Here is a 25,146-nt window from a genome sequence, read left to right as displayed (position 1 = left end):
TGGCGAGGTGAAACTTCTAAATCCTTGCATTCGCCCGCGCGCTGTCCAACGGTCCAAGGAGAACCACCGCCGCCTCAAGAGCGCCGCGTCGAGCAAAAGAAAGGACCGAGAATGCCCGTACCTGCCAACTTGGTCCAAGGTCGCCGGGCCTAGGTGATGGCGGACATCCTCGCGCTTCACACCGACCAGGCGAGCCTCGTATTCGAGAACGATGCCGAGCGCGGCCTGCTCTGGCGACATTGCGGAGTGCGGGTGAACGCGGATGACTTGCCTGCGGATGCCGACGGCCGCGGGCTGGCGACATTTGCGCTCGATACGGACATCGCGGTTCCGGTCATGCCATCCCGCGCGCTCGGGTGGTTCGGGCCGCCGCTGGTCGAACTGGCCGATGGAGAAGGACGCGTGGTCGAATTCGCGGCAACGTCCTGCACTGCGCACCTTTCGGACAGCGCGCTTAGGGCCGAGTTTCGGGACGAGGTGGCCGGTGTCGCCGTCTCGCTCGAAATCACGACTGTCGCAGGCGGTGCTTTCCGGTTCCGCACCAGCCTGACAAACGAAGGCGACCGCCCGATCTCGGTCGCGCGGCTTGCGAGCCTCCACCTGCCGCTTCCGGCCCAGTCGCGCGAGATCGTGTCGTGGCGCGGACGGCACATTGCCGAGCTTGCCGAATGCCGCGAGCCGCTGCCCCAGCAGCGTTGGGAGCGCGCGACGCGCGAAGGCGTGTCAGGGCATGGCGGGCCGCCCGGGCTCTATGTGCTCGGCGAAGGGTGCACCTGGCATTCGGGTCTCGCCATCGCCGCGCAACTCGCGTGGTCGGGCGATAGCACTCTCGCGGTCGAACGGCAGATCGAGGGCACGCATACGCTGGTCGCAGAAACGAACGCCATGGCGGGCGAAATCCGCCTAGAGCCGGGCGAAAGTTGGCAGGCGCCCGATGCATTCCTCGCCATTTCGACGCATGGTCGCAACGGCGCGATGGCGCAGCAACATGCGGCCGTGCGCACGCTTCTCGCCTGGCCCGGCGACGCCATGAGCCCGCGCCCGGTCCATCTCAACAGCTGGGAAGCGTGCTATTTCAATCACGATGCCGAGAGGATGAAAGGCCTTGCCGAGGCGGGCGCATCCATCGGTATCGAGCGCTTCGTTCTCGACGACGGATGGTTCAAGGGCCGCCGCAACGACCGCGCAGGGCTCGGCGACTGGGAGCCCGATAGCGAGACATATCCCGACGGCCTCGGCCCGCTGGCCCGCGAGGTGGAAGGCCTCGGCATGCAGTTCGGCCTGTGGGTCGAGCCGGAAATGGTCAATCCCGACAGCGATCTCTACCGCGCGCATCCCGACTGGGCGCTGGCGAGCGAAGGTCGCCCCCGCCCGACTGCGCGCAACCAGCTCGTGCTCGACATGCGGCGCGAGGACGTGCGCGATTACCTGTTCGAGCGGCTCGACACGATCCTGCGTTCGGCCCCGATCTCCTATCTCAAATGGGACCAAAACCGCGCCCATGCCCCGTCGGGCGGCGCGGGTCAGACGCTTGGCACCTATCGCTTGCTGGAGCGCCTGCGCGCTGCACACCCGCACGTCGAGATCGAAGGATGCGCGGCAGGCGGCGGGCGCAGCGATGCCGGGATGGCCCGCTACGTCCATCGTTTCTGGACGAGCGACAATATCGACGCGGTCTCGCGCATTGCGATGCAGCGCGGCTTCCTTGCGTTCCTGCCGCCGGAAATCATGGGCTCGCATGTCGGAGCCAGCCCGGCGCATGCTACGGGGCGCAGCCACCCGCTCGCCTTCCGCGCGGCGATTGCCTGCATGGGGCATCTCGGCGTCGAACTCGACCCGGAGCGGCTGCCGGAGGAGGATCGCGCCGAACTCGCCCGGTGGATTGCATTCTACAAGCAGTGGCGCGACCTCCTCCATGCAGGCCGCGTCGATTTGGGCGAAGGCCCGGACGGGCTGCGCTGGCAGGCGCAGGGGACCGAGGATCACAAGCTGCTCTTCTGCATCCGCACCGAACCGGCGAGCGACAAGCGCCCTCGCCCGCTATGCCTGCCCTTCGCGATTGATGCGGATCACTGGGATGTCGGCCTGCTCGAAATCGCGCAGCAGCCGGGTTTCAGCTGGCCGCAGGCTGCGATCTTCGACCGGATGCGCGAGGACACCGTGCGCTATTCGGGCAGCTGGCTTGCCGAGGCTGGTCTGCCCATGCCGCTCCAGAAGGCGGAAAGCGTCGCGATTTTCGAATTGCGCCGGAGCGCGGCCTGACGCTCAGTAGTCGCGCTGCGCCGGGCGAACCTGGTCGCGATAGGCCGGGCCGCGCGTGGCAGGCATGCCGCCAAGCCGCTGGATCGTCGCCATATCCTCGCGCTCGATGATGCCGGGGATGAGGAATGCATCGATAAGCCACCACACCCCGAGCACCAGCCAGCCGAGGCCGAGCGGGATCCAGCCGAACAGCAGCAGGAGGAGCTGCGCGACCGCAGTTCCCGTCTGGCCGAGATAGAACCGGTGCGCGCCGAACCCGCCGAGGAAGAACCAGAGCACATAGGCTGCCCCGGTCGACTTCTTCTGCGCCTGGAACATCAGCTGCGTGCGGGTAGCGTCGTCCATCATTATCCCCCTCTATGCGGCGAGAATGTTTGCTCGGGCAACCTGAGTCAACCGATTGTTTTCGCCCATGGAAAGGGGCTAGGATGCGCCGGAGAGGGGGGACGAGATGCCGGACGAAATGCAGGACGAACCGAGGGTCGAATTCCTGTGCGATCCGGAGCTGGACGGCCTCATCCCGACGCCGGAAAAGGCGATCCGCTTCGCGCCGGACTGGTTCAAGCGCCTACCGCATGAACTCGGCATTCCCGACGAACACGGCATGCCCGGCATGACGGCCAAGGCCTGCATGCCGATGACCGATGCCTTCTCGCTCGGCTTCATCATCCCGTTGCCGTGCGACGTGCTGCTGAGGATCCCGCAGGACCGCATGGCGATCGAGATGGGCTGGCAGCCGGACTTTCCCTTCCAGCCGGTGTCCCACCATTTGCCCTCGCAGATCGGCGGTCCCGAACCGCCGTTCGAAGCCGTCATGCCGCTCAAGTTCATGAACCCGTGGCGGATCAAGGTTCCGGACGGCTATTCGGTGCTCTTCACCCACCCGCTCGCGCGGCTGGACCTGCCGTTCCAGTGCTTTTCCGGCTTCGTCGATTGCGACCGCTTCGACACGACGGTGAACTTCCCCTTCGTCTGGACCGGCCCGGTGGGCGACCATGTCCTGCCGAAAGGCACGCCGATAGCGCAGGTCATTCCAATCAGGCGCGACACGCTGGTCAAGGATAGCGAGGCACGTGTCTCGAGCGAGGCAGAACTGGCCGAGCAGGCGGAGGCGCAGCAGCGCAAATATCACGAGGAATCGACCTACAAGCGCGATTGGCGGGTCAGGAAGTAGGCAGCGTAATCCGCGCCACGGTCTTCCCCTCTTCACGTCCGATCGTGAAGTCGCCGCCGATCTGGCGCGAGCGGGCCGCCATGTTCTCCAGCCCGCGTCCCCCGTCGCGCGGGCCGTCGAAGCTGTCGCCATCGTCGATCACGCTGATTACGCCCGGTTCGACGCGGATCGTGATCGACCGGCCCGTGCTGTGCTTGAGGGCATTGGTCAGCGCTTCCTGCATGACGCGAAACACCTGCAGCACCGTGCGCGGCGGCAGCTCGGGTAGCTGCCCGTCCGAGCGATCCTCCCACGTCAGGGAAAAGCCGCTTTCGGGCACGCGCTCTTCGGCACGGTTGCGAAACAGGCTGAGCGCGGACTGCAGCGATTCCCCGACCGTATCCATCGAATCGATCAGCAGGCGCATCTCGTCGATGACACCCTGCAGGCCGTTCGCAACGCGCTCCGGATCGGCCTTGCCCCGCCGTGCGGCGAGCAGCATCGACATCAGGCTCGAGCCGAGGCCGTCGTGCATGTCGCGCAGGATCCGCTGGCGCTCTTCCTGGTAGGCCTGCTCGGCCACGAGCACCTTCTCGCGCTCGTGCGCCACGGCAAGTTGCGCGGTCCGCTCGTCGAGCTGTTCCTGCAACAATGCGTTGATCTGCTCGGAGGAACGGAACAGGCGGATGTTGCGCGCAAAGAAGGCAGCGGCGAGCGCGACGAGGAGCAGCGGCAGGACGTAGTCGAGCGCGAGGATCATCGGCAGGTCGAATATCCGTATCGCCAGCTCGCGTAGCAGCAACACCGCCATCGCGAAGAAGATGGCGAACTCCCAATGCAGCGTGCGCGATATCTTCGGCAGCTTGGCGAGCAGCAGGCCGATGAAGCCCAGCCCGCCGAGCGCAGTTGCGATGAAGACCACGATCTCGGCACTGATCAGGATCTCGCCATGCGAGAGCTGGTACAGATAGGCGGCTATCGACGCCGCCGTCAGGATTGCCATGAGAACCGCCGATATCAGTCCCACGCGGCGCACCCGGCCCGGTCCCCAGGCGTTAATCGTCATGACCCACGCGAATGCGAGCGCAATCAGGAGCACGCCCATCAGCAATGCCCGCCAGTCTGCCGGCAGGGGCAGATCGTGCCATTTCTGCTGGTGCAGTCCGAATGCCCAGAGCGTCGCCAGAGTGCCGAGCCAGAACAGGTAGGGCTGCCTGTCGCCTCTCACCCAGCCGAGGAACGCCAGCAGCGCGACGAAATAGCCGATGGTGATGCTGATGAACTTGTATTCGTTGAGCATGAAGAGCCGGTGGCCGAACACGCGGTCCAGCTCGGCCTGGCTTGCGATCAGCGAATAGCTCGCGGTCGAGGCGAGCCAGCCTTCTTTCTGCGCGATGGTATAGACCAGCTCGTTCTCGCCCTCGCGCAGGACGGCAGACGGCAGCGGCGTTATCGCCCGGTGGCCGAGCCCTTCGAAGCCGATCGCGTCGAGATCGAGCGATCCCTCCTCGTATATGAGCACATCGTTGAGCCGGATTTCGAAGGTCGGCGCGTAAAGCTCGTGGATAAGGCCGAGCCCTTCCTCCGGCACCTCATCGAGGTCGAAGGTCATGCGCACCGCGTGATAGCCGGCATCGCAGCAGATTCGCAGGACCGGCTCGGTTTCCTCGAAGTCGGCCGAAGCGACAGTCTCCCACGCCGGGTCCTCAACCTCGGCATGTTCGAAGCCGGTGATCTTCACATAGTCGATGCTGTTGGTCTCGGCATCGAACAGGGGAATGATGCCCAGCCAGACGATCGCCTGCACCAGCAGCACGATGCCGAGCAGGCGGCGCCGGTCCGGCGTCAGCCAGGTCAAAGTTCAATACTCCCCACCGCCCCGGCTTAGCGGGCGCAGTAGGTTCAGGCCATGCCATCTTGATGGCATTGCGCGCGTGTTTTCGAGGAAATCCTCAGCCGCGTCCGCGGTAGGACTGGACGCCCTGTTCGGGCACCCAAAGACCTTCGGGCGGCGCGCCGGTCTGCCAGAACACGTCGATCGGGATGCCGCCGCGCGGGTACCAGTAGCCGCCGATGCGCAGCCATTTCGGCTTCATTTCCTCGGCGAGGCGCTGGCCGATGCCGACCGTCACGTCCTCGTGGAAGCCGTTGTGGTTGCGGAACGAGCCGAGGAACAGCTTGAGGCTCTTCGATTCGACGATTGTCTCGCCGGGCGCATAGTCGATGACGAGATGCGCGAAGTCGGGCTGGCCGGTGACCGGGCACAGCGACGTGAACTCGGGCGCGGCGAAGCGCACGAGATAAAGCGCGCCGCTGCGCGGATTGGGCACGTAATCGAGCACCGCTTCCTCGGGCGAAGCGGGAAGCGGGGTCTGCTGGCCGAGGAACTGCGGACGGCCCTTGTCGCCGGAATGTGTGTCACTCATGCCGCGCCCATGCCGCGATCGCGCGTCCAGCACAAGTCACCGGTAGCGCTCGGCGGGTTCAGAGCCTATTCAGCGCGCCCCTCGCTTCGATTGGCGAACCCACACAAAGACCGACAATGCGTTTCGTCCCTGCCCTTCTTCCCCTGATCGCCCTCGTGGCCGCTCCCGCACTCGCAGCGCCGCCGTCGCTGCGCGATTTCCAGCTGCAGCCGGAGCCAACGCCGACGCCGACCGGCCCGGCGGTCCAGGGCCCCGTCGATCCAGAAGCACCGATCCGCACCCGTCCGCGCGCCGCGAACACCTCCGCACCCGCGCCGACGCCCTCGCCCACCCCGACCGCAACGCAGGCTCCCGCTGCGCGCAGCACGCCGACGCCTGCGCCCGAGCGGTTCACGCCTGCCCGTCCGCAGCCCGCGCCTGCATCGACCACGCCTGCTTCGCCCGCGCCCCAGCCGGTGCCGACGAGCGGCGCCGCGATAACGCCGGACGCACAGGCTACACCCGAGATTTCGCTCCCGGCTGCGCCCCCTGCACCGCAGGCTCCGGTGTCCGAAACGACCGAGGATATTCCCGAAGCGGAAACCCCGCTTGGCTGGGTCTGGTGGCTGATCGGCGCGATCGCCGCTGCATTGCTCGGCGCGCTCGGCTTCATCGCCCTGCGCGGCCGCACGGCTGCCGTGCGCACGCCGCCGACTATCGAGAAGCCCAAGGTCGGCGGGGCCAAGGCGCCCGAAAAGCCAGCCGCTGCACCCGCGCCTGCCAGCGATGGCCTGCGCATCGAGGCCAAGGCGATTTCGCTCGGCCGCAGCTTCCGCAACGCCACGCTGTCCTACTCGATCACGCTGACCAACAGGTCTGGCGAGCCGCTGCGCGGTGTCGAGGTCGAAGCGGACATGACCACTGCGCACAGCTCGCTGCCGGTCGAACAGCAGGTCGCCGCCAAGTCGGTCACGCTTCCGGCGCTTTCGACGATCGATGTCCTTGCATCGGGCGGCAGCAAGCAACTGACCGGCGAATACCGCCTGCCGCTCGCCGATATCCGGCTGATCCGGCAAGGCAAAGCCCATCTCTTCGTGCCGCTGCTGCGCCTGCGGGTCACGGCCGAGGGGATGGAGCCGGTCACGCGCACCTTCGTCGTCGGCCGCAAGCAGGTCGCCATGTCGGACCGGCTCAACCCGTTCCGGCTCGACGAAATGGCGCAAACCTACCGCGAAATCGGCCTGCGCCCGATCGGCTGACTGCGCCCGGTCATCCTGCTTGGCCTGCCCGCTTGGGCACGCTAGTCAGGGCGGATGGACAAACTCGTTTCGAGCGAATGGCTTGCCGCGCATCTGGGCGAGGATGACCTCGTCGTTCTCGACGCTTCCGCGCACCTCCCCAATGCAGGGCGCGATGCGCGGGCCGAGTTTCTCGAAAACCATATTCCCGGCGCGCGTTTCCTCGATCTCGCCTCGCTGGTCGACGAGACTTCGAGCGTGCCCAAGGCATTGCCGCGCGGCGAGCAGGTAGCGGATCGGCTCTCGCAGCTCGGCGTGCCGGCAGGCGCGCGCATCGTCCTGTACGACAATTCCATGCTGCGCAGCTCGGCGCGGGCCTTCTTCATCCTCCACACCGCCGGCATCGATCATGTCGCCATCCTCGACGGCGGATTCGAGAAGTGGCGGGCGGAGGATCGCGCGACGCAAAGCGGCGAAGTGCAGGCCGAGGCGACCGGCTTCTCATGCGCGGACTGCGACGCGCAACGTGTGCGGAGCAAGGCCGATGTACTCGCCAACATCGCCTCGCAGGACGAGCAACTCGTCGATGCGCGCGATGCGGAGCGGTTCTGCGCGGCGAGCGTGGATACAGTTCACGGGCTCGAAGGGGGGCATATCCCGGGCGCGAAGAACCTTTTCTTTCGCAAGCTGCTCAATGCGGACGGGACTTTCCTCGACCGCGCTTCGCTGCACGATGCCTTCCTTGCTGCGGGTCTCGACCCAGCAAAGCCGCTGATCGCCAGCTGCGGCAGCGGGATGACGGCGTCGGTGGTGCTGTTCGCGCATCGCCTGCTCGGCCACGGGCACGGTGCGCTCTACGATGGAAGCTGGGCGGAATGGGGCGCAGATCCCGACACGCCGAAAGAAACGGGTGAGGCGCGCTAGCATGACAGGTTCGGGGGGAAAGCACGGAAAAGGCACGCGGCTGGTCGAAGCCGGAAGGCGCAAGGAATGGACCGGACCAGTCGTCAATCCGCCCGTCTGGCGCGGCAGCACGCATCTCTACGACAGCGAAGCCGAGCGCAAGGCGGCGATCGGCAACAACAGGGACGGCCAGTTCTATTACGGCCGCCGCGGCGCACCGACGCAGTGGGCGCTGTCCGATGCCCTGACCGGGCTGGAAGAGGGCGCGGCGGGAACGGTACTCTACCCGAGCGGGGTGGCGGCGATCACCGGGGCGATGCTCTCGGTGCTGAAACCCGGCGACGTGCTGCTGGTGCAGGACAATGTCTACGAGCCGACGCGGCTCAATGCACTCGGACTGCTCAAGACGTTCGGTGTCGAAACGCGCTTCTTCGATCCGTTCGATCTCGACTGCTTCGGCGACGTATTTTGCGACAAAACCCGCGCGGTCATGCTCGAAGTGCCGGGCAGCCTGACGATGGAAATCTGCGATGTCCCGCGCCTCGCCGCGATCGCTCGAGAGAAGGGCGCGGTTTCGCTGATCGACAACACCTGGGCGACCTCGCTCGGCTTCCCAGCGCTCTCCCACGGCTGCGACATCGCGATCATGAGCCTGACGAAGCATGTCGGCGGCCACAGCGACATGATGATGGGCTCCGCCAGCGCAGGAGAGCGCTGGTACCGCAAGCTGCGCAATACCGCGCAGGCGCTCGGCCATGTGGTCTCGCCGGACGATGCCGCCCTCGCGCTGAGGGGCCTGCGCACGATGGGCCTGCGGCTCGAGCGAACAGTCGATACCGCGCGGCAGCTCGCCGAATGGCTCAAGACCCGGCCCGAGGTCGCACATGTCATGTGCCCGCTGATCGAAGGCGATGCGAGCCATACGCTCTGGAAGCGCGACTTCACCGGCGGATGCGGCCTGTTCAGCTTCGTCCTCAAGGGCCGCGACGAGGCAGCGCGGGCGCGCTTCGTCGATACGCTCGAGCTGTTCGGTATAGGTTATAGCTGGGGCGGCTACGAAAGCCTCGCCCTTCCCTTCGACCCCGCCTCCATCCGCAGCGCGACGCCGTGGCCGCCGGAAGGCTGGGACGAGGCCGACCGGCTTGGCATTCGCCTCGCCATCGGCCTAGAAGACCCGCAAGACCTCATCCGCGACCTGGCGCGCGGCTTCGAAGCAATGGACCAAGAATGACCGCAACCGCCACACCTGCGCAAAACCCGCTCGAAACCGCGACGCCGACCGGCAGCGCCAGCGATGCGCCGCAGGCGGTGCCGCTGAAGGACCCGCAGACGGGCGAGCCGCTGCTCGATCCCGAAACGGGCGAGCAATTGATGGGCGTTCCCGCCCCGCAGCCGGTCCAGATGCTCGATCCGGAGACGGGCGAAGTGCTGGTCGACCCGGAAACCGGCGAGCCGCTGCGCGCCATTGCCGATGTCGCGCCGACGCCCGAGCCCACGCCGACCGAAGCCGTCTCCGCCTCGCAGGACCTGAAGGACGCGGTCAGCGAGAAGAGCGAGACCGTCGGCGGGATCGTCGACACGCTCGATGCCATTGCGCTGTCGGTCGGCGACATGCGCATCTCGCTGTGGGACGGGCTGATCGTCCTGATCGTCATTCTCGGCGTCGTCGCAGGCGCTTTCCTTGCCAGCCGCGGCTTCCACGCGCTGCTGCGCCGGGCAACCAAGCTCGACCCGTCGCAGAAGCTGCTGGCGGACAAGCTCATCACGCTGGCGGTCTGGGCGATCGCGATCCTGCTCGGCATCGACCTGCTCGGCATCGACCTGACCGCGCTTGCCTTCTTCGGCGGCGCATTCGGCCTCGCCATCGGTTTCGGCCTGCAGAAGACATTCGGTAACCTGATCGCCGGGATCATCCTGCTGATGGACAAGTCGATCAAGCCGGGCGACGTGATCGCGGTTGCCGACCAGGCGGGCAATTCGACCTTCGGCCAGATCCGCAAGATCGGCATTCGCGCCGTCTCGATCACGACGCGCGACCAGAAGGAATATCTCATTCCGAACGAGAACCTGATGGTGAATCAGGTCGAGAACTGGTCCTATTCCAGCCGCAACGTGCGCATGCAGGTGCCGGTCGGCGTGTCCTACAATTGCGACATCAAGAAAGCCGAAGAGCTGATGCTGGAAGCGGCGAAGAGCTGCGAACGCGTAAAGAAAACCCCGCCGCCGACCATCTGGCTCGACCAGTATGGCGAAAGCTCGGTCGACTTCATCATCCATTGCTGGATCACCGACCCGGAAGAAGGCGTCGGCAACATCAAGAGCCAGGTGCTCAAGAAACTGTGGGACCTGTTCCAGGAAAACGACATCGAGATTCCGTTCCCGCAGCGCGACCTCAACCTGCGTTCGAACGAGCAGTTCGACCAGCTCGTCGCGGCGATTTCGCAGCGCGTCTCGACGGAAGAAAGCTGAACTACCCGGCAGGTTACATCCGCTTTCAAAAACTTTCCTGTCTTTGCTGACATCCATTCTCGCTGGCGATGAACGGGGCTGCGGCGCATTTCGCGCTGCATGGCACAAACAGGCACCATCTACCTCGTCGGCGCGGGTCCGGGCGACCCGGACTTGCTGACGCTGCGCGCCGCGCGGCTGATCGAGCGCGCCGAGCTGATCGTCCACGACGGTCTGGTCGATCCCGCAATCCTGGCACTGGCACGCGATGACGCGAGGCTCGTCTCGGTCGCCAAGCAGCGCTCGAAACACACTCTGCCGCAGGAGGACATCAACGCCCTGCTGGTGCGCGAAGCGCTGTCGGGCCGCGATGTCGTGCGTCTCAAGGGCGGCGATCCGCTCGTCTTCGGACGCGGCGGCGAGGAAGCCGAAGCTGCACATGCAGCCGGCGTCCCGGTCGAGATCGTGCCCGGCATTTCCGCCGCCAACGGCGCCGCCGCCGCAGCCCAGATCGCCCTCACCCACCGCGAAGCCTCGAGCATCGTCAGCTTCGTCGCGGGCCAGTGCAAGGGCCTCAAGGATCAGGACTGGTCGGGCCTCGCCGGCAAGGGCCGCACGCTGGTGATCTACATGGGCGTGAAAACCGCGCCGCAGATCGCCGAAAAGCTGATGGAAGACGGGCTGGCCCCCGACATGCCCGTCGCCGTTATCGAGAACGCCGCGCGCCCGCAGATGCGCGTGCTGCGCGGGCTGCTTGCCGGTCTCCCCGACCTCGTCGTCGAGCAGCGGGTCAAGAGCCCGGCACTCATTGTCATCGGCGAAGTAACCGCACGCACCGATACCGCGCTTGCGAATGTCGCGCTGGAGGCTGCCCGATGAAGATCCTTACCGGCAACGACCTCAAGACCGGCGCAGTCGTCTGGTGGGACGGCACCGGCTGGTCGCTCCATGTCGAACACGCAGTCGACGTGGGCGACAGCGCGGATGAAATAATGGCGAGCGAGGAATCCGCCCGCCGGGTGAATGCCTCCTACGCGATCGATGCAGAGCGCACTGAAGACGGCCCGCGCCCCGCGCACATCAAGGACCGCGTGCGTGCCCTTGGCCCGACCGTGCGCCCCGACCTCACGCTCAAGCCTGCCGATCCCGACCACCGAGACTGGGTGATCTGATGTATCTCTACGACCAATACGACCAGGAGATGGTGGATGCGCGCGTAGCGGAATTCCGCGACCAGGCCCGCCGCCGTCTCGAAGGCAAGCTGACCGAGGACCAGTTCAAGCCGCTCAGGCTGATGAATGGTCTCTATCTCCAGCTCCACGCCTACATGCTGCGCGTCGCCATCCCCTATGGCACGCTCAATTCGCGCCAGATGCATGCGCTGGCCGATATCGCGGACAAGTACGACCGCGGCTACGGCCATTTCACCACGCGCCAGAACATCCAGTACAACTGGATCAAGCTGGAAGACGCAGGCGACATCCTCGCCGACCTCGCTGCGGTGGAGATGCATGCCATCCAGACGAGCGGGAACTGCATCCGCAACATCAGCTCCGACCACTTCGCGGGCGCTGCGGCGGACGAGCTGGTCGACCCGCGCCCCTATGCCGAACTGCTGCGCCAGTGGTCGAGCTTCCACCCCGAATTCAGCTACCTGCCGCGCAAGTTCAAGATCGCGGTGATCGCCTCGGATACCGACCGCGCGGCGATGAAGCTGCACGATATCGGCATCCAGATCGTCAGGAACGATGCAGGCGAACTGGGCGCGGCGTTCTACGTCGGCGGCGGCATGGGCCGCACCCCGATGATCGCGCCCTGCATTCGCGAATTCGTGCCGCTCGACCGGCTGGTGACCTATGCCGAGGCCTGCCTCAGGGTCTACAACCGCTACGGACGGCGCGACAACAAGTACAAGGCGCGCATCAAGATTCTCGTCCACGAACTCGGCGCTGAGGAATACGCGCGCCAGGTCGAGGAAGAATTCGCCCACATGCTCGACCTCGGCATCGAACCGCCGTTCGCCGAGCTGGAGCGCATTCGAACCTTCTTCGAGGACCCGGCCTTCGTGGACGGCCCCAAGACCGTCGACCGCTCCGACCCCGATTTCTCGCTGTGGGTCGATCGCAATACGCATCGCCACAAGCACGATGCCTATGTCAGCGCGGTCGTCAGCCTGAAGCCGGTCGGCGGTATCCCGGGCGATGCGACGTCCGACCAGATGCGCCTGATGGCCGACCTCGCGAAGGAATACAGCTTCGACGAACTGCGCGTCATGCACACGCAGAACATCGTCCTGCCGCATGTCCGCATCGCCGACCTCCATGCGCTCTGGACTAAGCTGGAGGCTGCCGGTCTCGGCGCGCCCAACCTCGACACAATCGAGGATATCATCGCCTGCCCCGGCCTCGACTATTGCAGCCTCGCCAATGCCCGCTCGATCCCCATCGCGCAGCGCATCTCGCACCGTTTCGCCGAGAAGGGCCGCACGGGCGAGCTCGGCCAGCTGAAGCTGAAGATCTCGGGCTGCATCAATGCCTGCGGGCATCACCACGCGGGCCATATCGGCATTCTCGGCGTCGATAAGAAAGGCGTCGAGAACTACCAGCTGCTGCTCGGTGGCAGCGAGGCGGAGGATACTTCGCTCGCCAAGATCACCGGCCCCGGTTTCGACGAGGACGGCATTATCGACGCCGTCGAGAAGGCGACCGACGTCTATCTCGCCCAGCGCGAGGATGGCGAGCGGTTCCTCGACACCTATCGCCGTATCGGCATGACCCCGTTCAAGGAGGCGCTTTATGGCTGACCGCGTTCAGGACAGCGTTGGCGGCACCAGCCCCGACGACGTGCAACTCCGTTTCCGCGACGACGAGCCGGTCGATCACGCGGCCGTTACGGTCGATTCCTTCGTAGACCAGTCCAATGCGACTGCCGTGCGGATCGAGCCGGGCGACGATGCGCGCGAGCTGCTCCCGCATCTCGAACGGCTGGCGCTGGTCGAAGTGAACTTCCCAGCGTTCGGCGACGGGCGCGGCTATTCCTCGGCCCGCGTGCTGCGCGAGGCAGGATACGAGGGCGAGCTTCGCGCCGTGGGTGACGTGCTCGTCGACCAGATCGCCTATATGCGCCGCTGCGGTTTCGACGCCTTCGCGCCGGACTCGCCGCTCGACAAGGACGACGCCCAGGCCGCGCTCGAACGCTGGCCGCATGTCTACCAGTCGGCCGCCGATGCGCGCCAGCCAATCTGGAGCAAGCGCCATGAATGAGCTTCGCGCGATCGACCGCCTCGACACCGGGCCGCGCTTTACCGAGCACGACGCGGTGCGCCTCAACCGCATGTTCCGCGGGTCCTCGACCGAGGAAATGCTCGAGGCGGTGATCCGCGACAATCTTGCCGGCGATGTTGCCACGGTTTCTAGCTTCGGCGCGGAAAGCGCTGTGCTGCTTCACCTTCTTGCGCAGGTCGATCCTGCAACGCCGGTCATGTTCCTCGACACGGGCAAGCATTTTCCCGAGACGCTGGCCTATCGCGACCTCGTGATCGACCGGCTCGGGCTGACCAATTTGATCATCCTCCACCCCGACCTCGAGGCGCTGCAGGCGAAGGACGAGACGGGACTTCGCTGGTCCTACGATCCTGACGGCTGCTGCGAAATCCGCAAGGTCCAGCCGCTCGCCAAGGCGCTTTCGCAGTATGATGCAAGCTTCACCGGCCGCAAGGCGTTCCAGAGCGCGACGCGCGCCAACCTGCCGCGCTTCGAAATCGACACGTCGGATGCGCAGGGCCGCCTCAAGATCAACCCGTTGATCGACTGGGATGCCGAGCGGATCGCCGCCTATTTCGCCGAGCATGAGCTTCCCGCACATCCGCTGGTCGAGCGCGGCTATCCCTCCATCGGCTGCTCGCCCTGCACCAGCAAGGTCGCGCCGGGCGAAGACCCGCGTTCGGGGCGCTGGAAGGGTTGGGACAAGACCGAATGCGGCATCCACCAGCCGGGCGAGGACGACCTGCCCCCGGGCTACGAGCCGTTCCTCTAGGCTAGAGCCAGCCTTCGCGGCGGTACCAGTCCGCGGTCGCTTTCAGCCCCTCAGCCCCGCCGATCTGCGGTTGCCAGACGCTGCCCGGCACTGCGCGGTCGGAGCGAGCGACCCAGTTCGGATGGCACATGTAGCCCACGCGGTCCTGCGTCAGCTTGGCCTTGTCGCCGCGCATCAGGCGATCGACGCGGGCGGCAGCAGTCAGCACACCGGCAGGGAGATGCGGTGCGAAGACCTTGCGGCCCACCGCATCGCCGATCGCGGCAGCGAGTTCCTTGTGGCTCCACCCGCCTTCACGCGCATCGTCGGGTTCGAAGACCTTCTTGCGGGAGAGCGCAGGCTGCGCATCGGGCAGGTCGAGCAGCAACCGCGCAAGGTCCTCGACATGGATGATCGATGTTGCCCCGCCCGGCGGAAGCGGGACGAGGCCCATGCGCGCGCTGCGGAACAGCTCGAACATGTCGACATCGCGCGGACCGTAGACGGCCGGCGGACGCACGATGGTCCAGTCGAGGCCGCTCGCCTGCACCAGCTCCTCGGCCTTTGCCTTGGATGCGCCATAGGCCGAGAGGTCCGGTTTACGTGCCGAGAGCGAGGATACGAAAACGAAGCGCTTCACCTTCGCCGCCTTGCACGCCTCGATCATCAGCGCCGTGCCCTCGACATTGGGCGCCTCGAAATGCGCCGGGTCCGGCGCGTTGGTCAGCCCGGCGATGTGGACGACCGCCTCGCTACCTTCCGCCAGCGCCTGCATCGCGCCCGCATCGGCAAGGTCGCCCTGCACCCAGTCGACACCGGTGCGGTCGCCCGGCACGCGGCGGGCGAGCGAGCGGACCGGAAGGCCGCGTTGCTGCGCCACGTCGAGCACCATTTGGCCGACGAAACCGGTCCCGCCGGTAATCGCGATGGGTTTCGCCTCGCTCACAGGATCACCAGATGGTCGCGGTGGACCACGGCAGAGCGCGGCGCATAGCCGAGCCGCTCGGCCTGCTGTTCTTCGCGCAGGCCGGCGATAGCCTGGCATTCATGGGCGGAATATTCGGCGAGGCCCTGCGCGATCGTGCCGCCCTTCATCGCGTCGATGCGGACGAGGTCGCCGCGCTCGAACCGGCCCGATACGCCGACCACTCCGGCGGCCAGCAGGCTCGCGCCATCGCGCAGTGCCGCCTCGCAGCCCGGATCGACCCGCAGCGTACCTGACGGGGCAAGCCTGCCGCCGAGCCACGCCTTGCGTGCGCCGTCCTTGCGCTGGGGCAGGAAGAGCGTGCCGATGCCCTCCCCGGTCGCGCGCGCAATCGGGCGCTCCTGCGTCCCGTTGACGATGGCAAGCGCGATCCCTGCGCGCTCGGCGATCTGAGCCGCCTGCAGCTTCGATGCCATGCCGCCCGAGCCCATACCGGAACTCGACCCTGCCTTCGCCATGGCGAGGATTTCGGCGTCGATCCCGTCCACTTGGCGCAGCAACTGCGCGCCCTCCTCGTGCGGATCGCGGTCGAACAGTCCGTCGACATCGGACAGCAAGACCACCGCATCGGCGCCCGCTGCCTGCGCAACGCGCGCTGCCAGCCGGTCGTTGTCGCCGAAGCGGATTTCCTCGGTCGCGACACTGTCGTTCTCGTTGACGATGGGGACCACGCCCGCCTCGAGCAGGTGTTCGAGCGTAGCGGAGGCATTGAGGTAGCGGCGGCGGTCCTCGAGGTCGTCCAATGTCACCAGCATCTGTCCTGCCGCGAGGCCATGTCCGGCGAGCTTGTCCGACCACAGGCTGGCAAGTGCGATCTGGCCAACCGCGGCGGAAGCCTGCGCGGCCGCAAGCGTGCGGCGCGGATCGCGCGAGGGGTCCAGCTCGGCCCCGCCGAGGGCAATCGCGCCCGAACTGACCACCACGACCTGCTGCCCGCGCTGGCGCATTTCGGCGATCTCGGCGGCGAAGGCAGTCAGCCAGTCGCGCCGCGCTAGACCGTCCGGCCCGACCAGCAGCGACGAACCGACCTTGAGCACGACGCGCGGCGCATGCCCGGGATCGATCAGATGCGTGAGGTCGGTGATCGTCATCGGGAAATCGTCAGTCGAGCGGGGACCACTCGCCCGCTTCGTCCTCGGCTTCGACTTCGGCAGCATTGGTCTCGGTCGCGGTGCGATCGGGCAAATGCGCGAGCACCGCGTCGAGCAGTTGCTCGATACCCTCGCCCGTCGCGCCGGAAATCGCGAACACCTTGTCGGCCCCTGCAGCGCGCAGTTCCTCGGCGAAGCCTTCTGCAAGCTCCGCGTCGGCAAGGTCGAGCTTGTTGAGCGCAATGAGCTGCGGCTTGTCCGCCAGCCCTGCGCCATAGGCCTCGAGTTCGGCATTGACCGTCTTCATCGCTTCTGCCGGATCCTCGCCCGAAATATCGACGAGGTGGATCAGCACGCGGCAACGCTCGATATGGCCGAGGAACCGGTCGCCGATGCCCGCGCCTTCCGCCGCGCCCTCGATCAGGCCCGGAATGTCGGCAAGCACGAACTCGCGGCTCTTGTGGCGCACGACGCCCAGCTTGGGGACGAGCGTGGTGAAGGCATAATGCCCCACCTTCGCCTTCGCATTCGAGACCTGGTTGATGAAGGTCGACTTGCCCGCATTGGGCAGGCCGAGCAGGCCGACGTCGGCCAGCAGCTTCAGCCGCAGCCAGACCCACATTTCCTCGCCCGGCTCGCCCGGCTGGTGCTGGCGCGGCGCGCGGTTCGTCGAGCTCTTGTAACTCGCATTGCCGCGGCCACCCATGCCGCCTTCGAGGAAGGTGATACGCTGGCCGACCTCGGTAAAGTCGGCGAGTACCTCTTCCTTGTCTTCGGACAGGACCTGCGTGCCGACCGGCACCTTGATGACGAGCGGCTTGGCGCTCGCACCGGTGCGGTTCTTGCCCATGCCATGGTCGCCGCGCGGCGCCTTGAAGTGCTGCGCGTAGCGGAAGTCGATCAGCGTGTTGAGACCGGCAACGGCCTCGAACACGACATCGCCGCCGTCGCCGCCATTGCCGCCGTCCGGCCCGCCGTACTCGACATAAGCCTCGCGCCGGAAACTGACCGCACCCGGCCCGCCGGCACCCGACTTCAGGAATATCTTAGCTTGATCCAAAAAGTGCATGGGCGCCCAAGTAGGGTGTTGGCGGCCAAAGTGCCAGCATATGTGACACATGGGCCGCTTGGTCGTGACGGCCAGTCGGCCTTTTACTGCCGCGACCAGGCGTCATTGAAGATCAGTTGGTTTTCTCGCCAGTCCGGTCCTGCAAGGGGCCGCAAGGGCGCCAACTATCTCACGCGCCGCCCGCAGCGACGCGCCCATCGGGCGCATGAGCGAGGATTTCGCGCGCCGGATGGCGTGCGGAAGGAGAAAAAATGGTGGAGCCGAGGGGAATCGAACCCCTGACCTCGTCATTGCGAACGACGCGCTCTCCCAACTGAGCTACGGCCCCGGTGCGGCGAAGCGTTAGCTCCACCGCGCGCCTTGGGGAAGCGGAAATGCGAGCCGGATCAGCCCGGTCCGTCTCCGCCGCTCGGAATCGGTTCGACCACCGGTTCGCTGACAAATACCGGATCGGCATCGGTCCTAACCTGTGCATCCGCGCCGAGCGAAAAGCCCGGGTTGGCGCCATCGGTAGTGACAGTTCTATCGCTCGGAAGCTGCTCGACGAGGACCGGTTCGCTCGCATCGGACGGTGCGACATCGACCGAGTAGATCGCATTGCCCGTCTGTTGCTGGAGCTGCGCCTGCTGGGTGTCGGAATAGGTTCCGTTCGTGAAGATCGGTCCGCCTACGACATTGCGGTTGGGCCCGTATTGCGCATCCCACGCCTGAACGTCGACGAGGTACTGCTCGTAGTCGGAGTAGAAGTCGTGGAACACCTTCTCGATCCGCGGCAGGTTGAGCACCGCGAAGGATTCGAGCGCGCCCGACTCCACCATCGTCAGCTCGGTCGCGACCTGCGTCGCCGTGCGGCAGAACGCGGTCTGGGCAGGCGGCAGGGCGTAGTAGTTGTAGACCTGCGTCATGTAGCCATCGAACGCCGGGCGGAAGTTACGCCCGTGCAGCTGGCGATACTCGGAATCGAGCGTGCGGTTGACCTGGCGCAGCGTGCGATCGTGCTTGGTCAGCATCTCGCTGTAGGCCGGCAGGATCGACGAATATTGCGGGTTGAGGCAGTTGAGTGCGGCGACATTCAGCGCCGAGCGGAAGTTCCACACCGTCTGCGCGGTCGACAGCCCGTAATTGACCGTGCGGCGCACGCCGAACTCGTCCTTGGGCGGGATGTACATGCCGAGAACCGCATTACCCGGCGGCGTCGGGCGCGGCGGGATGATCTTCACCGGCGGCGGGGGGGGCGGCGGTGGGGGTGGCGGCGGCGGCGGTGGCGGCGTGGCACAGGCCGCGAGCGCGGCAAGCCCGCCGAGTACGGCGAGCAGTCGAATCTTGGTGGCGTCCTTGCGGAACATGGGTGCGGCCCTCCTCAAGCGCGGCAGTCTTGTATCACCTGCGACATTGCGCTGGCGTGAAGGGCAACGATACCTAGGCTTTCCACCAAAGAAAATGCCCGGGGCGTGGGAAACGCCCCGGGCACGATGAGACGAGTCTTTTTTGCGACTATTCCTGGCTGCCGAGGAAGCTCAGCAGGAACTGGAACATGTTGATGAAGTCCAGATACAGCGTCAGCGCGCCCAGGATCACCAGCTTGCCCATCGGGAATTGCGCCGCGACGGCCGGGTTGGTCATCTTGGCATGCTGCACGGCGAGGTACTCACGCTTGAGCGCCTGCGTGTCGTAGGCGGTAAGGCCTGCGAAGATCAGCACGCCGATACCGGCCACCGCGAGGTGGAAGCCCGGCGACTGGAAGAAGAACATGTTGAGCAGCGAAGCGACGATCAGGCCGACGACGCCCATGATCAGGAACGCGCCCCAACCCGAGATGTCCTTCTTCGTGGTGTAGCCCCACAGGCTGAGGCCCGCGAAGGCTGCCGAGGTGGCGAAGAAGGTCACGCCGATCGATTCCAGGCTGAACAGCAGGAAGATGCGCGAAAGCGACAGGCCCATGAGGGCGGCGAAGGCCCAGAACATCGCCTGCAGCGTGAAGGTGCTGAACTTGTTGCGGCCGAAGCTCATCGCGAAGACGATGGCCAGCGGCGACAGGATGACGAGCCACATCAGCGGACCGCCGGCGAACAGCGTCGCGGCCATGCCCGAGTTGGCGAACAGCATAGCGATGATGCCCGAAAGCAGCACGCCCGATGACATGTAGTTGTAGATCGAGAGCATGTGCTTGCGCAGGCCCTCGTCGAAGACGACGCGTTCTTCTACGCGGCCGTCGATGCCGGGGGTCGTGCCAACGCCCGAGCCCGTCCGGCGGGGGTCGTTCCAATCAGCCATTTGCGATCCTAACTCCGTTTTTCCGGCGCCCCGATAGGCCCCGGCTCTGGAGGTAATATCGGGTGAAACTACCCGATTTTCAAGGAAAACCGGACAAATTGCGGGGAATGCAAGTTAACCATTTTTCCGTGCAGAATCAGCCATTTCGCGGCCGCGATCGCGTGCTGCGCGCAGGCATTCGGTAACCAGTTCCTGCAGCGCCGACCCTTCGTCGAGTACGTCGAGGCCCTTCTGCGTCATGCCCCCGGGGCTCGCCACGCGGCGCGCCAGTTCGCGCGGAGAATGCTCCGATCCGGCTGCAAGCGAGCCCGCCCCGTCGACCATCGCGACCGCCAGCCGCTCGGCCTGTTCAGCTGGCAGGCCCAGCCTGGTCGCACCGGCAGCAAGCGCGTCGATGAAGCGGTAGACGAAGCCCGGCCCCGATCCGGCGAGCGCGGTAACGAGGTCGAACAGCGCCTCGTCCTCGATCCATTCCGCCGTTCCGAGGTCCGATGCCAGCTTGGTGACTTCGGCCCTGGTCTCCTCGCCTATTCCCTTCGCCATCAGCGCATTGGGCGACTTGCCGATCGCTACCGCGAGATTGGGCATGAAGCGCACCACCCCGCCGGCCGACGGAAAGCGGCTGGCGAGACTGTCCAGCTCGACGCCTGCGAGGACCGAGAGGATGGCGGTATTGGCTCCGCAAACGCCCGCGATACCTCCGGCGACATCGTCGATCATATGCGGCTTCACGCCCAGCAGGACGAAGTCGTATTGGGCCTCGGGCCATGTGTTGTGGACCGCGAGGCCGCGCTCGACCTCGGTCTTCGTCGGGTGATACACCTCGAAGGAATCGCGCGAGTGCCCGGCACGCAGCCAGCCTTCGACCATCGCACCGGTCATGGTGCCGTAACCGACGATAAGCATCTTCGAGAATGTCATGCGAGCAGCCCTAGCGGGCCGAGCGACCTGCCGCTAGGCGTCAGGCCTCTCCCATCGCGTCGACGAGCGCATTGTCGAGCGCCTCGCGCGGGGTGCGGTCGCTCCACAGCACGAACTGGAATGCCGGGTAGAACCGGTCGCAATCCTCGATCGCGGTTTCCACCAGCGCCTGAGCCTGGTCGAGGCTCAGCAAACCATCGTCGCCCAGCAGCGCGCCGTGGCGATAGACGAGCACGCGGCCGGCGGACCAAATGTCGAAATGGCCGAGCCACATCTGCTCGTTGACCAGCGCGAGCAACTCGTAAGCGGGCGCGCATTTGTCCTTCGGGACGCGGATGTCAGGCAGGCAGAGCATCTGCAGGACATTGTCTTCCGACCGCCATACGGCGCGGACCTGATACTTGCCCCAGCTGCCCTGGATTTCGCCCGAGATTTCTTCCTGCGAAGGCGTTTCGAACGGCCAACCGCGCGCCTCGAACAGGGCTGCCAGCATGTCGACCGGCGCGGTGTCGTCCGCCTGGGCGAACCTGTCTTCAGCGAGCGACATGGGGGAGGCCTTCGAGCATGTCAGGGTGAATGCTTGACGAAGGCGTAACTACGCAATGCCGCAGTCGCTTGGCGCTGGGGAGAACTGAATTTGGCTGTTTACAGCTTGTGCAAAAACACACGCGGCGTCAGCCGAGTGGCTCGATCTCTTCGCCTTCGGGGCTCGTGTAGGTGAAGCTGTCTATGCCGTTTTTCTTCAATTCATTCATGGCATTACGCGCTTCCTGGGCGCTGCCGTAGGGACCGGCGAGCAGGCGATTGGCCTGCCCCCATGGCGTCACATGAGGCTGCAAGTCGGAAAGCAGCCCGTCGGCCTCGCGCGCGATACGCCGCCAGTCGAAGCGCAGGGCGCCGCGATCACGGCCTGTTGCGACCTGGACCCAGTAGCGCCGCGGATGCGCCGGCGGTGCAGGCTCTGCCCGCTCCACCTCGCGCGGCGGTTTGATCGCGGTGATGTCGACCGCCCCGCTGCCTGCAGGCGAGACCTGCGTGTTGGCATCGGCGAATGCGGCGAAGGCATCGGCGACGCTCGGGGCGGGTTCGGGTTCGGGTTCGGGCTCCGGCAGCGGGGCAGGTGCTTGCTGCGTCGAACCGGGAAGGTCCGCCAGGTCGAAGCCGGGCGACGGAGATACGTCGGCCCGTGCGAGCTGTTCGGGCGGCGAGGACTGGCGCTCCACCACTTGGCGGAAGGCGACGCCGGTGTTCGCCTGCGTCTCGGGCTGCGAGACCGGTTCCAGCTCGCCCGTACTTGCGAAGCGAACCGGCTCGGAAGCGGCTTGCGGCTCGGGAGCTGCGATCCGGGCGGCAGGTTGTTCGACCGGCTGCGGTGCAGGCTGGGTTTCTACGGCGGCGCGGGTCGGAGCCGGAGTTGGGGCCGGAGCAGGCGCTGGTGCGGGCTCAGCTTCGACGCGGCGAACGATCACCGGGCGCGCACTGGCGCGCTGCATCGGATCGGACGCGCGCTGGCGTTCAACCCGGGCGACTTCGCGCTGGATATCTGCGGGCGGCTCGCTCGTCGTCGTCGCCGTGCTGCGCGCACGATCGGGGCGGCGGCGCTGGCTCGAGCGGTCGGCACGGCGGCCGAGCGGCTCGCCCTGCGGCGCAAGGCGCGTATCCGCCCCGGGCCGCCCGCCCCTCTGGCGATACTGCGCGACTTGCGGACTGTCCCGCCCGATCTGCGCAGCGCGCGGGAAGATACCGAGGTTGGCCGCAGCCGCCTGCTGCGACGGGGTGAGGCGCTTCATGTAGCGCAGGTACGGCTCGATGCGGGTCGACATGAGCTTGGGCATGACCGCATCGGCGATCGCCACCGCCTCGTCGTCCTCGCCGAGGATCGCCATGGCGAAGGCACGGGTGCGGAAGGCCGCCGGATCGCTGCGCGCAACGAGCGGGTAGATGGTCGTCTCGAACCCTTCGCGGTCGCCCGAAATGGCCTGGCTGATCGCCAGCCGGAGGCGCAGATCGTCCTGCTCGCCCGAAGCAAGCGCGAAGCGATATTCCTGCTGCGCGGAAATCGCATCGCCGAGCAGGTCGTAGGCAAGACCCTTGTCTGCGGCCATCGTCCGCCGCTCGACACCGGCTGCCTGCGCCGCATCGAACAGGCCGAGCGCACGAAGCGGCTCTCCCGAACGCACTGTTGCGCGGGCCAGGCCGAGCAACACCCGCGAATTCTGCGGCGAAAGCTCTTCCGCCCGGCTAAAGAAACCGAGCGCCGCATCGATATCGTCGAGCGCCAGCGACGCGTTTCCGGCATCGATCAGCGCATCGATATCGCCCGCATTGCGCGCCAGTCGACGAAGTGCGGCGTTGAGCGCAGCGGCATCGGCCGGCGGGACTGCCTGCACCATGGCCTGCGAAATGGGGGTTACCGCGCCTTGCGCCTGAGCAGCGCCCGCGGGCAGGCCCAGCGCCGCCACGAGGGCTGCGGGCCATACGGCTTTAGAAGTCATCCAGTCCTGCATTCGATCCGTCATGCGTAGTGCAGCCTATTGCCCCTATGCGGGGCTCAGGCACGGCACAATCGACCAAATGTCCTTAATGCGAGCGGAACCGTGGCGGCGGCCCTTACTGGTTGTTCTGGCGCCCGAGGAAACGCGGAATGTTGAGCGAACCGCCGTCCTTGTCGTCGCCATCCTCGTCGTCGTCTTCGCTTTCGTCGCTCGACGATCCGCGCGAGAGATTGGCCATGCGTTCGAAAAGCGTGCTTCCGGCGGAGGACTCGCCACCTCCGGAAACGAGCCCGCGACGGCGACCGCCACCGGTCTTCACTTCGAGCGGCTGGTCGTCTTCGGCAAGTCGGTCCGCATCGGCGAGCAGGTCGTCCTGCCCGACGCCGGCCTGGCCCGCACCGCCGACTTCCTCGCCTTCGAGGCCGAGGTCGAGCGGTTCGCCCTGCGCTTCGTCTTCACCGGTCGGCGCATCGGGAATGTCGCCCCAACCATCGTCGCCGTCGTCGCCGAAACCTTCGGAGACAGCAGCCTGCCCGGCATCCTCGGCAGGAGGCGGCATCTGGCCGTCGTCGGCATCCTCGCCTTCATAGGCTTCCGGGATGTCGTTGCGCATGCCGGCGAGCGGATCGACGATCTCGTCCACGTCGTCCTCGAAGCCGTCTTCGTCTTCATCGTCGACTGCGAAGCCGCCGAGCGACATCGGCTCTTCTTCCGGCTGTTCAGCCTCGGGTTCGGGAGCGGCGAAGGTGTCCTCTTCCGCGTCCTCGCCCGGGAGTTCGAGCACCGGGCGCTTGGGCGCGCGGTTTTCCGACAGCGAGAGACCGCGCGAGTGGCCGCCTGCATCGCCGGTTGCAGCAGACCCTTCGATGCCGGTCGCGACGACCGACACGCGGATCTTGCCGTCGAGGTCGGGATTGAAGGCCGAGCCCCAGATGATGTTCGCATCTTCGTCAACCAGCTCGCGGATGTGGTTCGCGGCTTCGTCGACCTCGAGCAGCTTCATGTCTTCGCCGCCGATGATCGAGATGATGACGCCCTTCGCGCCCTGCATCGACACGCCGTCGAGCAGCGGGTTCGCGATGGCGCGTTCGGCGGCCTCGAGAGCGCGGTTCTCGCCCTCGCCTTCGCCGGTACCCATCATTGCCTTGCCCATTTCCTCCATCACCGATTTCACATCGGCGAAGTCGAGGTTGATGAGGCCCGGCATGACCATGAGGTCGGTGATCGAGCGCACGCCCTGCTGGAGCACTTCGTCGGCCAGCTGGAACGCTTCCTTGAAAGTCGTTTCCGCCTTGGCGACGAGGAACAGGTTCTGGTTCGGGATGACGATCAGCGTATCGACGTGGCGCTGGAGTTCCTCGATGCCCGATTCAGCAGCGCGCATGCGGCGCGTGCCTTCGAACAGGAACGGCTTGGTCACTACGCCGACGGTCAGCACGCCCTTGCGGCGGGCGGCTTCCGCGATGACGGGCGCTGCACCGGTGCCGGTGCCGCCGCCCATGCCGGCCGCGATGAAGACCATGTTCACGCCGTCAAGCAGGTCTTCAAGTTCCTGCACGGTTTCTTCGGCAGCGGCCTTGCCCACTTCGGGGCGGGCGCCTGCGCCGAGGCCGCCGGTGATGTCCGGACCGAGCTGGATGCGGGTTTCTGCAGCGGAGTTGTTGAGAGCCTGCGCGTCGGTATTCGCGACGACGAACTCCACACCCTCGATCTCGGCCGCCATCATGTTGGCGATGGCGTTGCCACCGGCACCCCCGACACCGATCACGGTGATCCTGGGGCGCAGCTCGTCAGATGCCGGCGGTCCGATATTGATGCTCATGGTGTGTCCCTCCACGGGAAAAAACTGGATTTGAAATACTGCGTGTCAGTCTGACACAATTGCGAA

Annotated in this window: 23 protein-coding genes and 1 tRNA gene; 11 read left to right on the top strand and 13 right to left on the bottom strand. The window is 66.1% G+C overall.

What is annotated here, in order from left to right; all coding sequences use genetic code 11:
* Window positions 1-156: 156 nt before the first annotated feature.
* Entirely contained in the window at window positions 157-2,262 is a 2,106-nt protein-coding gene (locus EO245_RS06015) for an alpha-galactosidase (protein ID WP_128892077.1), read from the top strand.
* Window positions 2,263-2,265: 3 nt separating this feature from the next.
* On the opposite strand, the gene EO245_RS06010 is transcribed toward EO245_RS06015, so the two are convergent.
* Window positions 2,266-2,610 carry a TM2 domain-containing protein gene (locus tag EO245_RS06010; protein ID WP_234026976.1) on the bottom strand — a complete coding sequence of 115 codons (345 nt, stop codon included), beginning with the start codon at window positions 2,608-2,610 and terminating at the stop codon, window positions 2,266-2,268.
* Window positions 2,611-2,713: 103 nt separating this feature from the next.
* On the opposite strand from EO245_RS06010, the gene EO245_RS06005 reads away from it, so the two are divergent.
* Complete coding sequence (locus EO245_RS06005) at window positions 2,714-3,436, top strand: hypothetical protein (RefSeq protein ID WP_128892076.1); 723 nt, start codon at window positions 2,714-2,716, stop codon at window positions 3,434-3,436.
* Here the strand turns inward: EO245_RS06005 and EO245_RS06000 are convergent.
* On the bottom strand, window positions 3,426-5,273 hold the full coding sequence (locus EO245_RS06000) for an ATP-binding protein (protein WP_128892075.1): 1,848 nt from the start codon (window positions 5,271-5,273) through the stop codon (window positions 3,426-3,428). The genes EO245_RS06005 and EO245_RS06000 overlap by 11 nt on opposite strands.
* A gap of 94 nt (window positions 5,274-5,367) precedes the next feature.
* Complete coding sequence (gene queF / locus EO245_RS05995) at window positions 5,368-5,841, bottom strand: preQ(1) synthase (protein WP_128892074.1); 474 nt, start codon at window positions 5,839-5,841, stop codon at window positions 5,368-5,370.
* Window positions 5,842-5,957: 116 nt separating this feature from the next.
* Between queF and EO245_RS05990 the strand changes: the two genes are divergently transcribed.
* From EO245_RS05990 to EO245_RS05950, 9 genes are all read left to right on the top strand, one after another.
* A complete protein-coding gene (locus EO245_RS05990; protein WP_128892073.1) occupies window positions 5,958-7,079 on the top strand; it encodes a hypothetical protein in 1,122 nt (373 codons plus the stop codon).
* 54 nt (window positions 7,080-7,133) lie between these two features.
* Window positions 7,134-7,982: a sulfurtransferase gene (locus tag EO245_RS05985; RefSeq protein ID WP_128892072.1), complete on the top strand. Its 849-nt coding sequence runs from the start codon at window positions 7,134-7,136 to the stop codon at window positions 7,980-7,982.
* A gap of 1 nt (window position 7,983) precedes the next feature.
* Window positions 7,984-9,192 carry a cystathionine beta-lyase gene (gene metC, locus EO245_RS05980; RefSeq protein WP_128892071.1) on the top strand — a complete coding sequence of 403 codons (1,209 nt, stop codon included), beginning with the start codon at window positions 7,984-7,986 and terminating at the stop codon, window positions 9,190-9,192.
* Entirely contained in the window at window positions 9,189-10,430 is a 1,242-nt protein-coding gene (locus tag EO245_RS05975) for a mechanosensitive ion channel family protein (protein WP_128892070.1), read from the top strand. The genes metC and EO245_RS05975 overlap by 4 nt, the downstream gene beginning before the upstream one ends.
* Before the next feature lie 99 nt (window positions 10,431-10,529).
* Window positions 10,530-11,288 carry a uroporphyrinogen-III C-methyltransferase gene (gene cobA, locus EO245_RS05970; RefSeq protein WP_128892069.1) on the top strand — a complete coding sequence of 253 codons (759 nt, stop codon included), beginning with the start codon at window positions 10,530-10,532 and terminating at the stop codon, window positions 11,286-11,288.
* Window positions 11,285-11,581 (top strand): DUF2849 domain-containing protein, encoded by a 297-nt coding sequence (locus tag EO245_RS05965; RefSeq protein ID WP_128892068.1) that lies wholly within the window; start codon window positions 11,285-11,287, stop codon window positions 11,579-11,581. The genes cobA and EO245_RS05965 overlap by 4 nt, the downstream gene beginning before the upstream one ends.
* On the top strand, window positions 11,581-13,212 hold the full coding sequence (locus tag EO245_RS05960) for a nitrite/sulfite reductase (protein ID WP_128892067.1): 1,632 nt from the start codon (window positions 11,581-11,583) through the stop codon (window positions 13,210-13,212). Before EO245_RS05965 ends, EO245_RS05960 begins: the two co-directional genes overlap by 1 nt.
* On the top strand, window positions 13,205-13,672 hold the full coding sequence (locus EO245_RS05955) for a DUF934 domain-containing protein (RefSeq protein WP_128892066.1): 468 nt from the start codon (window positions 13,205-13,207) through the stop codon (window positions 13,670-13,672). The genes EO245_RS05960 and EO245_RS05955 overlap by 8 nt, the downstream gene beginning before the upstream one ends.
* Window positions 13,665-14,444, top strand: a complete 780-nt coding sequence (locus EO245_RS05950; protein WP_128892065.1) for a phosphoadenylyl-sulfate reductase — start codon at window positions 13,665-13,667, stop codon at window positions 14,442-14,444. The genes EO245_RS05955 and EO245_RS05950 overlap by 8 nt, the downstream gene beginning before the upstream one ends.
* A 1-nt stretch (window position 14,445) precedes the next feature.
* Here the strand turns inward: EO245_RS05950 and EO245_RS05945 are convergent, their stop codons facing one another.
* From EO245_RS05945 to ftsZ, 10 genes are all read right to left on the bottom strand, one after another.
* Window positions 14,446-15,369 carry an NAD(P)-dependent oxidoreductase gene (locus EO245_RS05945; RefSeq protein ID WP_255416956.1) on the bottom strand — a complete coding sequence of 308 codons (924 nt, stop codon included), beginning with the start codon at window positions 15,367-15,369 and terminating at the stop codon, window positions 14,446-14,448.
* Entirely contained in the window at window positions 15,366-16,499 is a 1,134-nt protein-coding gene (gene proB / locus EO245_RS05940) for a glutamate 5-kinase (RefSeq protein WP_128892063.1), read from the bottom strand. Before proB ends, EO245_RS05945 begins: the two co-directional genes overlap by 4 nt.
* Before the next feature lie 10 nt (window positions 16,500-16,509).
* A complete protein-coding gene (gene obgE / locus EO245_RS05935) occupies window positions 16,510-17,568 on the bottom strand; it encodes a GTPase ObgE (protein WP_128892062.1) in 1,059 nt (352 codons plus the stop codon).
* A gap of 252 nt (window positions 17,569-17,820) precedes the next feature.
* Window positions 17,821-17,896: transfer RNA gene (locus tag EO245_RS05930), tRNA-Ala, on the bottom strand.
* Window positions 17,897-17,954: 58 nt separating this feature from the next.
* Window positions 17,955-18,914, bottom strand: a complete 960-nt coding sequence (locus EO245_RS05925; protein ID WP_128892061.1) for a hypothetical protein — start codon at window positions 18,912-18,914, stop codon at window positions 17,955-17,957.
* Window positions 18,915-19,062: 148 nt separating this feature from the next.
* Window positions 19,063-19,842: a Bax inhibitor-1/YccA family protein gene (locus tag EO245_RS05920; protein WP_128892060.1), complete on the bottom strand. Its 780-nt coding sequence runs from the start codon at window positions 19,840-19,842 to the stop codon at window positions 19,063-19,065.
* 114 nt (window positions 19,843-19,956) lie between these two features.
* Window positions 19,957-20,763, bottom strand: a complete 807-nt coding sequence (locus EO245_RS05915) for a pyrroline-5-carboxylate reductase (protein WP_128892059.1) — start codon at window positions 20,761-20,763, stop codon at window positions 19,957-19,959.
* 40 nt (window positions 20,764-20,803) lie between these two features.
* On the bottom strand, window positions 20,804-21,310 hold the full coding sequence (locus EO245_RS05910) for a YbjN domain-containing protein (RefSeq protein ID WP_128892058.1): 507 nt from the start codon (window positions 21,308-21,310) through the stop codon (window positions 20,804-20,806).
* Window positions 21,311-21,437: 127 nt separating this feature from the next.
* The gene (locus EO245_RS05905; protein ID WP_128892057.1) at window positions 21,438-23,282 is read right to left on the bottom strand and encodes an SPOR domain-containing protein; all 1,845 of its coding nucleotides are present in this window, start codon (window positions 23,280-23,282) and stop codon (window positions 21,438-21,440) included.
* 91 nt (window positions 23,283-23,373) lie between these two features.
* A complete protein-coding gene (ftsZ, locus tag EO245_RS05900) occupies window positions 23,374-25,080 on the bottom strand; it encodes a cell division protein FtsZ (protein ID WP_128892056.1) in 1,707 nt (568 codons plus the stop codon).
* Window positions 25,081-25,146 lie beyond the last annotated feature (66 nt).

Source organism: Erythrobacter sp. HKB08 (genome assembly GCF_004114695.1).
In the GTDB taxonomy this organism is placed as follows: domain Bacteria; phylum Pseudomonadota; class Alphaproteobacteria; order Sphingomonadales; family Sphingomonadaceae; genus Parerythrobacter_A.
The sequence above is the reverse complement of the archived record's forward strand: the minus strand, read 5'-3'. Positions and strand labels throughout refer to the sequence as shown.